Origin of the sequence: Terrabacter sp. RAF57 (assembly GCF_052113925.1) — a bacterium.
In the GTDB taxonomy this organism is placed as follows: Bacteria; Actinomycetota; Actinomycetes; order Actinomycetales; family Dermatophilaceae; genus Terrabacter.
Genome location: NZ_JBFRDT010000008.1, coordinates 1 through 13028, shown reverse-complemented (window position 1 = coordinate 13028; position 13028 = coordinate 1). Strand labels below are relative to the sequence as shown.

Annotated in this window: 10 protein-coding genes; all 10 read right to left on the bottom strand. The window is 70.6% G+C overall.

The genetic code is table 11. From position 1 onward, the window contains the following. Positions 1 to 3: 3 nt before the first annotated feature. The 10 genes from AB4Y83_RS11365 to AB4Y83_RS11320 all read right to left on the bottom strand — a co-directional run bounded on the left by AB4Y83_RS11365 (position 4) and on the right by AB4Y83_RS11320 (position 12355). The gene (locus tag AB4Y83_RS11365; RefSeq protein ID WP_082619634.1) at positions 4 to 1821 is read right to left on the bottom strand and encodes an amino acid permease; all 1818 of its coding nucleotides are present in this window, start codon (positions 1819 to 1821) and stop codon (positions 4 to 6) included. Positions 1822 to 2040: 219 nt separating this feature from the next. Next, positions 2041 to 3045, bottom strand: a complete 1005-nt coding sequence (locus AB4Y83_RS11360) for a Gfo/Idh/MocA family protein (RefSeq protein ID WP_442296941.1) — start codon at positions 3043 to 3045, stop codon at positions 2041 to 2043. A gap of 33 nt (positions 3046 to 3078) precedes the next feature. After that, entirely contained in the window at positions 3079 to 4011 is a 933-nt protein-coding gene (locus AB4Y83_RS11355; RefSeq protein ID WP_442274216.1) for a TIM barrel protein, read from the bottom strand. A gap of 32 nt (positions 4012 to 4043) precedes the next feature. Continuing rightward, positions 4044 to 5543: a CoA-acylating methylmalonate-semialdehyde dehydrogenase gene (locus tag AB4Y83_RS11350; protein WP_442274215.1), complete on the bottom strand. Its 1500-nt coding sequence runs from the start codon at positions 5541 to 5543 to the stop codon at positions 4044 to 4046. A gap of 97 nt (positions 5544 to 5640) precedes the next feature. Beyond that, positions 5641 to 6522: a sugar phosphate isomerase/epimerase family protein gene (locus AB4Y83_RS11345; protein ID WP_442296940.1), complete on the bottom strand. Its 882-nt coding sequence runs from the start codon at positions 6520 to 6522 to the stop codon at positions 5641 to 5643. Beyond that, positions 6519 to 8489, bottom strand: coding sequence for a 3D-(3,5/4)-trihydroxycyclohexane-1,2-dione acylhydrolase (decyclizing) (gene iolD / locus AB4Y83_RS11340; RefSeq protein WP_442296939.1), 1971 nt, complete (start codon positions 8487 to 8489; stop codon positions 6519 to 6521). The genes AB4Y83_RS11345 and iolD overlap by 4 nt, the downstream gene beginning before the upstream one ends. After that, entirely contained in the window at positions 8486 to 9406 is a 921-nt protein-coding gene (gene iolB / locus AB4Y83_RS11335; protein ID WP_442296938.1) for a 5-deoxy-glucuronate isomerase, read from the bottom strand. Before iolB ends, iolD begins: the two co-directional genes overlap by 4 nt. Then, the gene (locus tag AB4Y83_RS11330; protein WP_442296937.1) at positions 9403 to 10326 is read right to left on the bottom strand and encodes a Cgl0159 family (beta/alpha)8-fold protein; all 924 of its coding nucleotides are present in this window, start codon (positions 10324 to 10326) and stop codon (positions 9403 to 9405) included. The genes iolB and AB4Y83_RS11330 overlap by 4 nt, the downstream gene beginning before the upstream one ends. Next, on the bottom strand, positions 10323 to 11336 hold the full coding sequence (gene iolC, locus AB4Y83_RS11325; protein ID WP_442274210.1) for a 5-dehydro-2-deoxygluconokinase: 1014 nt from the start codon (positions 11334 to 11336) through the stop codon (positions 10323 to 10325). The genes AB4Y83_RS11330 and iolC overlap by 4 nt, the downstream gene beginning before the upstream one ends. A gap of 14 nt (positions 11337 to 11350) precedes the next feature. Continuing rightward, a complete protein-coding gene (locus AB4Y83_RS11320; RefSeq protein WP_442274209.1) occupies positions 11351 to 12355 on the bottom strand; it encodes a Gfo/Idh/MocA family protein in 1005 nt (334 codons plus the stop codon). Positions 12356 to 13028: the final 673 nt, after the last annotated feature.

Here is a 13028-nt window from a genome sequence, read left to right as displayed (position 1 = left end):
GGCTCAGGCCTGCATGACGAGCGAGGCGGCCTCGACGTGGGTCACCGGCAGACCGAGCTCGCCGGCCCGGTCGACGACCTCGAAGCGCTGCCAGATCGAGTCCGAGGCAGGCAGCGTCACGATGACGATCTGGTCGGGGTCGAAGTGGCTCACCGCCGCCCGGAGGGCACGCAGGGGCCGGTAGTCGCCGAGCCCGCCGGTCGCGTCGAGGTGGTGCGCCGTGAGGGCGTCGAGGGTCCGGTCCAGCCGGGCCTGCGCCGCCTCGGTCGTCGCCTCGGCGACGGACACGGCGCCGTGCGTCGAGGCGGTGCCCGTCTCGACGGCGCTGGCCGGGACGCAGACGTAGTAGGTCGCCTTGCCCATGGCGTCGATGCGCTGGAGCTCGCGCATCAGCTCGTCGGCCTCGAGGGTCTGGTTGGCGAGCACGAGCACGCGCCGTGCCTCACCGGTGTGGTCGGGCGCGACCCGCTCGGGTAGGCGGGCGATGCGGGCCCGGTTGATGAAGAAGAGGACGAGCACGATGCCGAACGACACGAGGCTCAGCACGAGCTGGATGCGCACGTCCTCCGTGAGTCCCATCTGGACGAGCACCAGGACGATGCCGAGCGCCGTGATGACCGACAGGGCGGGGAACCACCACATCTTCACCTTGAGCGTCGACGCGTCAGCCCGGTAGCGCAGGATGATCTGCGAGACGGCGATGAGCAGGTAGACGAAGAGGATGACGGCGCCGGACGAGTTGAGCAGGAACGAGAAGACGGTGTCGGGCGACACGGCAGCCATGATGACGGCGAGGAAGCCGACGACCGACGAGGCCAGGATGGCAACCATCGGCACGCCACGGGAGTTCACCGAGACCATCGAGGCGGGTGCCTCCCGGCGGGCGGCCAGCACGAAGAGCATCCGGGACGCCGTGTAGAGGCCGGAGTTGAGGCAGCTGAGCACGGCGGTCAGCACGACCGCGTTCATCACGTGGTCGGCGTACGGGATGCCCATCTCCTGGAAGGCCGCGACGTAGGGCGACGCCTCCAGGGTGGCCGAGTTCCACGGCAGGATCACCGCGAGCAGGAAGATCGAGCCGACGAAGAAGATGGCGATGCGGGTGATGACGGAGTTCGCGGCCTTGGACACGGCCCGCTCCGGGTTGTCGGACTCGGCTGCGGCGATGGTCGCGATCTCGGCGCCCACCATCGAGAAGATCACCGTCACGACACCCGCCGTGACCGCCAGTCCGCCGTTGGGGAAGAAGCCGCCGTGCGCGGTGAGGTTGCTGAAGTCGAGGTCGGCGTTCGGCCAGATGCCGAAGACGAAGAGGGCACCGCAGGCGAGGAAGACGATGATCGCCGCGACCTTGATCCCGGCGAACCAGAACTCGAACTCCCCGAACGACGAGACCGAGATGAGGTTGGTGCCCGTCATGAGGAGCATGAGCAGGAGGCTCAGCACCCACGTCGGCACCCCCGGCAGCCAGAAGTTGATGACCTTGGCGCCGGCGACGGCCTCGAAGCCCACGACGATGACCCAGAAGTACCAGTAGAGCCAGCCGACGGAGAAGCCCGCCCAGTCACCGAGCGCCTTGCGGGAGTAGTCGGCGAACGAGCCGGTCGACGGGTTGGCCACGGCCATCTCGGCCAGCATCCGCATCACCATGATGATGAGGACGCCGCACAGGGCGTAGGTGATGAACGCCCCGGGGCCCGTGTCGTGGATGACGGTGCCCGAGCCGACGAACAGGCCCGCCCCGATGACGCCGCCCATGGCGATCATCGTCAGCTGCCGCTGGTTGAGCGACCGCTTGAGCTCCGGCCCCGCGCCGGCCACGTCAGGCCGTCCGATCCATGGTGGTGGAGCAGTGACAGGGGTTCACGTGACGAGACATGGGACAGCCCTCTCGATCGGACCGAGGAGGCTGACCGCCCCCGCGACGATCTGCCCAAAGTAGCCACGACCGGACCATCTGTCCACGCGAGTCCAACGTTGCCGATCAGGGCGATCCACCGCGTTCCGTCGGTGTGGCCGGGGGCCGGCCGGCGCCCGACGTCAGGCGTAGAAGTCGGGCTTCGCGATCATCTCGACCTTGACGACGCCCTCGTCGGTGAGCGCTCGGACACCGGCGTCACAGACGCACGCGGCGGCATACCCGTCCCACGACGTCGACCCCGTGTGCTCGCCCCGCGCCACTGCGGAGATCCACTCCTGCACCTCGGTGACGAAGGCGCCCCAGAAGCGGTCGTTGTGGTCGCGGGCGATGGCGTTGCGCACCCCGACGCCGTCGCGCACGACGATGGCGTTCTGGTCGCCCAACGACACCGTGCCTTTCTCGGCAACCGCCTCGCAGCGGATGTCGTAGCCGAACTGGCAGTTGACGAAGATCTCGTCGTCGACGCGCACCCCCGACTCCGTCTCGAGGATGAGCACGAGTGGGTCCTGGAGGTGCTCGAAGCGCAGCGACGTCTTCTTCGGCTTGTCGACGCGCGCCGAGACGAACTCCTCGCCGAGCAGCCAGCGCATCGTGTCGACCTCGTGGATCGCGGTGTCGTTGATCGCCATGTCCCACGTGTAGTGCTCGGGCACGGTCGGGTTGCGGTGTGCACAGTGGACCATGAGCGTCTCGCCGAGCTCGCCCGAGTCGAGCAGCGTCTTCATCTCGCGGTAACTCCGATCGAAGCGCCGCATGAATCCCACTGTCACCAGACGCCGCCCAGCCGCCTGCTCAGCCTCCATGATCCGCAGCGCGGCCTCCGCCGTCGGCGTCAGCGGCTTCTCGCAGAAGACGGGCTTGCCCGCCGCGATGGCGGCGAGCACGTCCACCTCGTGCGCCGGCCCGTAGCTGCAGATCATGACGGCGTCGACCTCGTCGGCGGCGATGAGCTCGGCCGAGGACGCGTATGCCATCCCGTCGATCCGCGACGCCACCTCGGCCGCTCGGGCGGGGTCGACGTCGGAGACGGCGACGACCCGCCCGCCCGCGATGACGGTGTGGATCCGGTCGATGTGCGCCTGGCCCATGCCGCCCGGGCCGATCATGCCGATGCGTACGGTCATTGGTGTGACTCCTTCGTCAGCGAGAGYAGGGGCTCAGCGGAGGCCGAGGCCGATGGACGCGAGGTACTCGCGGGTCTGGATGGCGTTGGGCAGCGGGTAGGACGGCTCGCACGGGTACATGTCCTGCTCGCACACGACGTAGAGCTCCTTGTCGAGGTCGGCCAGAGCCTCGATGAGCGACGGCATGTCCGGCGCGCCGGCCGGCGGCGCGACGGAGCAGCCCTTGGCGACAGCGAGACCGAAGGGCCAGTCCTCGTCGTGGGCCTGCTTGACGAGGCCCTCGTCCATCGCCTTGATGTGGACGTAGGAGATGCGCTCGGGGTACGTGCGGCACAGCTCCATCGGGTCCCCACCGCCGTAGACGATGTGGCCGGTGTCGAGGCAGAAGCCGACGTAGTCGGGGTCGGTCGCCTGGAAGACGCGGTCGATGTCCTCGGGCGTCTCGATGTGGCTGTCGCCGTGCGGGTGGAGGACCATCTTGAGGCCGTAGTCCTCCTTCATGATGCGACCGAGCTTGTCGGCATTGGAGATGTAGGCGTTCCACGCCTCCGTCGACAGCACTCGGTCGTCGGTGAACTCCCACGTCTTGTCGTCGCGGAAGAGGGGCGGCAGGTGCACGATGTACTCCGCCCCGACGGCGGCGTGCGTCTCGGCGATCTCGCGGAAGGTCTTCTCCGTGTCGGCCCAGGCCTCCGGCTTGTGCAGGATGCCCCAGCCGGTGCCGGCGACGACCTGGAAGCCGCGCTTGTCCATCTCCTCCTGCAGGCGCTTCGGGTCCTTGGGGAAGTAGCCGAACGGCCCCGTCTCCATGACCGAGAAGCCGGCCTCGGCCATCTCGTCGAGCGCGGTCTCCCAGTGGATCTGCTTCTCGTCCTCGGGGAACCAGACGCCCCACTGGTCAGGACAGACACCGATCGTCAGCTTGCTGTAGCGGTCGTCGGTGTTGCGGGCCTTGGACTCGGCCATGGTCGTTCGTTCCTCTCGAAAAGTGTTGCGGGTCAGTCGTTCTGGGGGAAGCCAAGGTTGAGGCCGCCGTGGCTCGGGTCGAGCCAGCGCGACGTGACGACCTTGCCGCGGGTGAAGAAGTGGACGCCCTCCATGCCGTGGGCGTGGGTGTCGCCGAAGAGCGAGTTCTTCCACCCGCCGAAGGAGTAGTACGACACCGGCACGGGGATCGGCACGTTGACGCCGACCATGCCGACCTCGACGTTGCGCTGGAACTTGCGGGCCGCGCCACCGTCGTTGGTGAAGATCGCCGTGCCGTTGCCGTAGGGGTTGCTGTTGATGAGCGTGAGGCCCTCGTCGTAGGAGCCGACGCGAACGACCGACAGCACCGGACCGAAGATCTCGTCGTCGTAGAGCGACATGCCGGGCTTGACGTGGTCGAAGAGGGTCGGCGCGAGGAAGTAGCCCTCCCCGTCGGACTCGTAGGAGTCCTGTCGACCATCGACGACGAGCGTCGCACCTTCGGACACCCCGGCGTCGAGGTAGGACGTCACCTTGTCGCGGTGCTGCGAGGTGACGAGCGGTCCCATGTCGCAGCCGCGCGTGCCGTCACCGGTGACGAGCTTGCCCATGCGGTCCTTGATCTTCGAGATCAGCTCGTCCGCGATGGGTTCGACGGCGACGAGTGCCGAGATCGCCATGCACCGCTCCCCCGCCGAGCCGAAGCCGGCGTTGACCGCCGCGTCCGCGGCGAGGTCGAGGTCGGCGTCCGGCAGGACGAGCATGTGGTTCTTGGCGCCGCCGAGCGCCTGGACCCGCTTGCCGTGCGCGGTGCCCGTCTCGTAGACGTACTTCGCGATCGGCGTCGAGCCGACGAACGACACCGACTTCACGTCGGGGTGCGTCAGCAGCGCGTCGACGGCCTCCTTGTCGCCGTTGACGACCTGCATGACACCGTCGGGCAGGCCGGCCTCCTTCCAGAGCGCCGCGACCGCGATCGCGGCCGAGGGGTCCTTCTCGGACGGCTTGAGGATCACCGCGTTGCCGCACGCGATGGCGATCGGGATGAACCACATCGGCACCATCGCCGGGAAGTTGAACGGCGAGATGACGGCGACGACCCCGAGCGGTTGGCGGATCGAGTAGACGTCGACGTTCGTCGAGGCGTTCTCCGAGAAGCCGCCGCGCATGAGGTGCGGGATGCCACAGGCGAACTCGGCGACCTCGAGGCCGCGCGTCACCTCGCCGAGCGCGTCGGAGAGCACCTTGCCGTGCTCGGCCGTGATGAGCGCCGCGACGTCCTCCTTGCGCTCGTTGAGCAGCTCGCGGAAGGCGAAGAGCACGCCCGAGCGCTTGGCGAGCGAGGCGTCGGCCCACTCCTCCCACGCGGAGGCGGCGGACGTGACTACCTCGTCGACGAGCGAGGCCGAGGCGAGGTCGAGCACGCCGGACTGCTCCCCCGTCGCGGGGTTGAAGACGGGTGACGTGCGCTCGGCGGTGCCGGTCCACGGCTGGCCGTCGATGAGGTGGGTGATGCGGGTGGGCGTGCTCATGGCGGTGTCCTTCGAATTCAGATCAAGGCGGAGGGGGCGTGTGCCGGATGGCCGGCTCGAGGGGGAACGACTGGGATCGGCTCGGATCCTCGGTGGCTCAGGGCGAGACGAGCGTCGGCGGCGTCGACCACTTGTCGAGGTAGGAGCGGATGGTGTCGCGCATGTAGGTGCTCGACTCACGCGCGCGGTCCTCCCAAGCGAAGACGCACGACGTGACGATGCCGTCGAAGCCGATGCGCTCGAGGCCGGCGAAGAACTGGCCGAAGTCGACCTCGCCCTGCCCGATGTCGAGGTGCTGGTGCACCGTGACCTGCGACCCGGGCGGGTTGACGATGTAGCGCAGCCCGGACGACGCGGAGTGGTCGTAGGCGTCGGCGACGTGGACCATCGTCAGCAGGTCGCCAGCCTTGTCCATGATCCCGTCGGGATCGTTGCCCTGGTGGAAGGTGTGCGGCGCGCAGTAGAGGAACGACACGTTGGGGCTGTTGATCCCCCTGATGACGTCGACGGCGCGCTTGCCGTCCTCCTCCCAGTCGTCGGGGTGCGGCTCGAGCACGAGCCGGATCCCCTCCTTCTCGAAGACGGGCAGCAACTCCTCCATCGACTGCCAGAACATCCGCTCGCAGACGGCCGCCTCGCGGGGGTTGCCGTTGAACTCGGAGTTCATCGTGTCGACACCGAGGTCGCTGGCGATCTGGATGGCGCGCGTCCAGTAGCGCACGGCCGCCTTCCGGTCGTCCTCGTCGGGACCCGACCACCGGAAGAGTGGCAGGAGCGACGACACCCCGACCCCCGCCGACGCCAGCGCCGACCGGAACGCGGCCACGCCCGCGTCGTCGACGCGCGGGTGGTTGAAGAAGGGGATGAAGTCGTCGCGCGGCGACAGCTCGATCCACTCGTAGCCGAGGTCGGCTACGAGAGAGGGCAGCTCGAGCAGCGGCGTCTCACGGAACATGTACGGGTCGAGGGCGAGCTTCATGACGAGGACTCCGGGTGAGAGGTGGTGCCGACGGGAGTGATGAACGGACGCTGGGTGGTCTTGTGGTCGACGTACACGGCGTATGCCGTGCGCGTCGTGTCGAGGTCGCTGACCTCCGAGACCGGCACGTCCCACCATGACGCGCTGTCGGGCGCGTGGACGAGCGGGTCGGTCTCGACGTGGATGACCACGGGCCCGCCGTCGGCCGGAGCGGCCTTGGCCTCCTTGATCGCCTGGTGCAGCTCGTCGAGCGAGTGCACCTCGATGACGTGCGCGCCGAGCGAGCGCGCGTTGGCGGCGAGGTCGACGGGCAGGACGTCACCGTCGAGGCGCCCGGACGACTCACCACGGAAGCGGTAGCTCGTGCCGAAGCGCTGCGAGCCGAGCGACTCCGACAGCGAGCCGATCGAGTGGAAGCCGTGGTTCTGCACGAGGACGACGATGACCTTGATGCGCTCCTGCACCGCCGTGACGAGCTCGGTCGGCATCATGAGGTAGCCGCCGTCGCCGACCATGGCGAAGACGTCGCGCGACTCGTCGGCGAGACGGATGCCGAGCGAGGCCGGCACCTCGTAACCCATGCAGGAGTAGCCGTACTCGACGTGGTACGCCTTGCGGTCGCGCACCCGCCACAGCTTGTGGATGTCGCCGGGCATCGAGCCCGCCGCACAGAGCACGACGTCGCGGGGGTCGGTCAGCTCGTTGACCGCGCCGAGCACCTGGCCCTGGGTGAGCAGGCCATCGGCCAGCCGGTCGGTGACCTCCGGAGCCGGGTGGAAGGCCGCCTCGACCGAGGCGTCCCACTCGGCCCACAGCGCGGCCTGGCGTGACCGGTGGGCGTCGTCGACGGCATACCCGTCCAGCGCAGCGGTCAGCGCGACGAGCGCCTCCCGGGCGTCGGCGACGACCGAGAGCCCCGAGTGCTTGCCGGCGTCGAAGCGCGCGACGTTGACGTTGACGAAGCGAACACCGTTGTTCTGGAAGGCTGTCCGCGAGGCGGTGGTGAAGTCGCTCCAGCGTGTGCCGATGCCGATGACGACGTCGGCCTCTGCGGCGAGCGCGTTGGCGGCCGTCGTGCCGGTCGAGCCGACCGCGCCCATCTCCTGCGGGTGCCCGTGCGGCAGGGACCCCTTGCCGGCCTGCGACTCACCGACGGGGATGCCGGTGGCCTCGCAGAACGCGCGCAGCGCCTCCTCGGCGCCGCTGTAGTGCACGCCGCCACCGGCGACGACGAGGGGCCGCTTCGCCGAGCGGATGACCGCTGCGGCGTCGGCGACGTCGACGGCCTCGGGCAGCGGACGCGCCACCCGCCACGTGCGCGGCGCGAAGAACTCGAGCGGCCAGTCGTGCGCCTCGGCCTGGACGTCCTGCGGCAGCGAGATCGTCACGGCGCCCGTCTCGACGGGGTCGGTGAGCACCCGCATCGCACCGAGCAGCGCCGACGGCAGCTGCTCGGGACGGCTGACCCGGTCGAAGAACTTCGACAGCGGGCGGAAGGCGTCGTTGACCGTCACGTCGGCGGCATACGGCAGCTCGAGCTCCTGAAGCACCGGGGAGGACACTCGCGTCGCGAAGGTGCCCGACGGGAGCAGCAGCACGGGCAGACGGTTGATCGTCGCCAGGGCGGCGCCGGTCAGCATGTTCGTCGAGCCGGGACCGACGGACGCGGTGCACGCCCACGTCTGCAGACGGTCCTTCTGGCGGGCGTAGGCGACGGACGTGTGGACCATCGCCTGCTCGTTGCGGGCGAGCACGTACGGAAGGTGCTCCTCCCCGTCGGCGAGCTCGTTCTGCAGCAGCGCCTGGCCGATCCCGGCGACGTTGCCGTGGCCGAAGATCCCGAAGCAGCCGGCGAAGAGCTTCTGCCGCTCGCCGTCGCGCTCGCTCCACTGGTTGGCGAGGAAGCGCACCACGGCCTGGGCCACGGTCAGACGCACCGTCCCGGCCGCGTGGGTGTCGCTCGTCATCGAGCACCTCCAAGGGGAAGTCGGGGGTCGACCGGCTGGTCGGACCACGTGTCGCGGACCCAGCCGTGTGCGGGGTCGTCGCAGATGAGCCAGGCCCGCTCGGCACCCGGGCCGGCCATGACGTTGAGGTAGTAGAGGTCGTAGCCGGGGGCGGCCATCGCCGGGCCGTGCCAGCCGTGCGGCACGAGGACGACGTCGCCCGAGCGCACCTCGGCGAGCACGTCGATCGGCCGGTCGTCCGTGCCGTAGACCCGCTGGTAGCCGACCGGACTCGTACCCGCGGCCTCCGGAGCACCGGCCGACGGGGCGACCTCGAAGTAGTAGATCTCCTCGAGCTCCGTCTCGACCCCCGGCCGCTCCTCGTCGTGCTTGTGCGGCGGGTAGGAGCTCCAGTTGCCGCCGGGGGTGATGACCTCGCAGGCGATGATCGAGTCGGCGTCGAGGACGCCCGGGATGCCGAAGTTGCGGACCTCGCGGGACGCGACGCCGGCGCCGCGCAGCTCGACGGGCACGTCTGCGACGCCCACGTGACGGAACGGCGGCGTGTGCCGTCGCGTCGCGCGGGCGCCGCAGACGGCGATCGTGGCGGGACCGCCCTCGGCGGTCACCGTGACGTCGCAGTCGCGCGCGGCGTAGGCGACATCGGTGGGCCCGGCGAAGACCGAGGCCCGACCCGCGAGGACGGCCTCGTGCTCGAGACCCTCGGGGTCGACGGCCGTGACGGCGACGGATCCCGAGAGCGGCACGACGACGTGCTCCCACTCCCCGGCCGCGACGGTGCGGCTCTCCCCGGCAGCCAGCGCGGCGGCATACAACCGGGTGTGCGACCACCCGTCGAGGGCGTCGTCGATGGCGACCGACCACTCCGTCGTGCCGGCGCTCCCCAGACGGCGCACCCAGCGCTCGTTGTCGCTCACGCGCCGACCCCGCTCCCGTGCACCAGCCCGGCGGCGATGTCGACGGCCGCGGCGACGTCACCGTCGGGCGGGAAGAGCAGGGCGCGGCCGACGACGAGACCGCGCACGGCGGGCAGGTCGAGCGCGCGGCCCCACGAGGCGTACGTGTCCTGCGGGTCGCCCTGGGGGTCCCCGCCGAGGAGGAGCGTCGGCAGGGTCGTCGCGTCCATGACGCGGTCGAGCTCGTCGACGACGGGAAGCTTGAGCCACGTGTAGGCGCTCGAGGCGCCGAGGCCCGCGGCGATGTGGACCGACTTGATCGTCGAGTCGGGGTCGAGCTGGTTGACGACCCGACCGCCCTCGCGCGTCGAGAGGAACGGCTCGACCATCGCCATGACCTGGTGCTCGGCGAGCTCGGTGACGGCGTGGGCGCTCGCCTCGAGGGTGGCCACCGTGCCCGGGTCGTCGAGGCAGATGCGGGTCAGCATCTTGCCGCCGTCGATGCCGCGCGCCGCGATCTCGGCCGCGGTGTAGGCGGTGAAGCGGTCGTCGAGCTCGAAGCTGGCTCCCTGGAGGCCGCCGCGGTTCATCGAGCCGATGGCGATCTTGTCGTCGAGGGCGCCGAGCAGGAGCAGGTCGTCGAGGACGTCGGGCGTGCCGAGCACGCCGTCGACGCCGGGCCGCTGGAGGGCCGTGACGAGACGCTCGAGCAGGTCGCTGCGGCTCGCCATGGCGGCGCCGGCGCCGCGGACGCCGAGGGCACCGCGCGCGGGGTGGTCGGCGGCGACGAGGAGCATCCGGCCGTCCGCCTGGACGAGTGGACGGCGGCGGCGCGCGGCCCACGCGGCGGCGATGCGTCCGGGTTCGCGCACGCGGATCTCGGTCAGGTCGGCGACCCGGACGCTCGGGCTGACGGTGGGCTCGTGCTGCGTGGTGGTCATCGCGCCTCCTCGGCGGTGGTGGCGAACGGTGAGGCCTGCCGGCCGGCGGCGGCCAGGCGCTCGTCGACCTCGGCGGAGGTCGGCATCGCGGTGGAGCACTCGAGCTTGCTGGCGACGATCGCACCTGCGACGTTCGCGAACTCGAGGACGCGCCGCAGGTCCCAGCCCTCGAGCAGGCCGTGGCAGAGGGCGCCCCCGAACGCGTCGCCGGCACCGAGGCCGTTGACGACGTCGACGGGGAAGGGCGGGACCTCGAGCCGCTCGTCGCGGGTCGCGGCGAGCACCCCCTTGGGGCCCTGCTTGACGACGGCGAGCTCGACGCCGCGCTCGAGCAGCGCGTCGGCTGCTCGCTGGGGGTCGGTCTCGCCGACGGCGACCTCGCACTCCTCGCGGTTGCCGACGGCGACGGTCACGTGGTCGAGCGCACGCCCGACCTGCACGCTCGCCTCGGCCGGGTCGGACCAGAACATCGGCCGGTAGTCGAGGTCGAGCACCGTGTGGGTGCGGCGGGCCCGGACGTCCCAGGCGCGGAAGTGCGCGGCCCGGCTCGGCTCCTGCGACAGCCCCGTGACGGTCGCCCAGAAGACGCCGGCGTCACGGATCGCGTCCAGCGGCAGCTCGTCGGCCTCGATCATGAGGTCCGGAGCGGTCGGGTAGCGGTAGAAGTACAGCGGGAAGTCGTCGGGCGGGAAGACCTCGCAGAAGGTGACGGGGGTCGGCGGGCCGGCGACGGCGGAGACGAAGGAGTCGTCGACCCCGAAGTCGCGCAGCGCCTCGTGGACGTAGCGGCCGAACGCGTCCTGCCCGGTCCGCGTGACGAGCGCGGTCCGGTGCCCGTGGCGGGCCGCCGCCACCGCGACGTTCGTCGCACTGCCGCCGAGGAACTTCTCGAACGTGCGCACCTTCTCGAGCCCCACGCCGTGCTGGAGCGGGTAGATGTCGACGCCCGTGCGGCCGATCGCGACGACGTCGTATGCCGTGTCGCCGGCCGCGGGGGTCGTGGTGTCCATGGCGTCCACGTCGCTCACAGGCTCGGGATCTCGTCGAGCGAGACGACGCGACCCTCGCGCCGGGAGAGCTCGCAGGCCTCGGCGACGCGGAACGCCTGGAGCGCGTCGTCGACGGTGCACGGCGAGGCCAGCGCCCCGCGGACGACGGCCGCGAAGGCCGTCAGCTCGGCGCGGTAGGCCGGCAGGAAGCGCTCCATGAACGACCAGTGGCGGGGGCCGACCGGGTAGGTGGCACCGGGCTCGGCGGAGGTGACGGCGAGCGAGTCGTCGTAGCCGACGCCGATCGTGCCGTCGCTGCCGAGGACCTCCATGCGCACGTCATGGCCAGCGCCGTTGTAGCGCGTCGCGGAGAGGTTGACGAGCGTGCCGTCGTCGAGCGTCAGGACGGCCGCGGCGGTGTCGACGTCGCCGGCCTCGGAGAAGAACGCGGCGCCCTTGTTGGCGCCGGTCGCGTACACCGAGGCGACCTCGCGGCCGGTGACGAAGCGGAGGATGTCGAAGTCGTGGATCGAGCAGTCGCGGAAGAGGCCGCCGCTCGTCGGGATGTAGGCGGCATGGGGCGGAGCCTGGTCGTGCGTCTGCGCGCGGATGCTGTGGACGAAGCCGAGCTCGCCGCCGGCCACGGCCTGCTGGGCGCGCTGGTAGCCGCGGTCGAAGCGGCGCTGGAAGCCGACGTGGACGGGCGTGCTCGTCGTGCGGACGAGCCGCGCGAGGTCCAGCGTCTCGTCGAGCGTGGCGGCCACCGGCTTCTCGCAGAAGGTGGGGACGCCGGCCTCGAGACCGAGACGGATGAGCGGCGCGTGTCCCGGCGTCGCCGTGGCGATGACGAAGCCGTCGACGCCCTGGGCGAGCAGCTCGGCCGGCGAGGCGGCGAAGCCGACCTCGAGTTTGTCCGCGACGGCGCGGGCGGCGTCGGCGTCCAGGTCGGAGACGACGACCTCGTCGACGTCGGACAGGTCGCGGAGGGTCTCGGCGTGGAACGCCCCGATGCGGCCGACTCCGGCCAGTCCGATGCGCATGTGCACACTCCCTTGGGTGATCGCGGTGGGCGGCGACCCGGTGGGGGTGGTCGCCGTGAGGTCCGGACGGCGAACGCCTCGACGTCGTCGTCCCTTCGAGAACGATGGTCCTGCCGTGGCCGCCGCCATGTCAAGCAAATGTTAGGACATTCTGATGTTTGATCAATCTCTTGACATGCATGCAGGAAGAGGAGCATCCTCCAATCGCTGGCACCGACGCCGGGACCGGCAGACATCGACACCGATGTCCGCCCGCGACGGAGGAGCCAGTGCGAGCACGGAGACCCACCACGTCGCCGGAGCTCGCCGAGATCCCCGCACACCTTCCGGGCGACGACCTCGCCCCACACCGTCCTCACCGGACGCGACGCAGCCAGACCGCTCAGCCCACGCGCACCACAGGCGCACCGGCCGGGTCGACACGACCCGACACCCCTCCAGCCCGCACCTCACGTGCCAGGCGGCACACGGCATACGGGCTCCACCCTGATCGACGGATCGACCGTCACAGAACGTCGCGCCACTCCGGCGACCGGGCCACCGCGACGCAACGAAAGGAATCAACGATGACTCCGACTCGGACTCGCAAGAGCCTGACCGTCGCAGCCGGGATGGCCACGGCCGCCGCCCTCGCCCTCGCGGCGTGCAGCAGCGGCGGCGCCCCCGCCAGCAC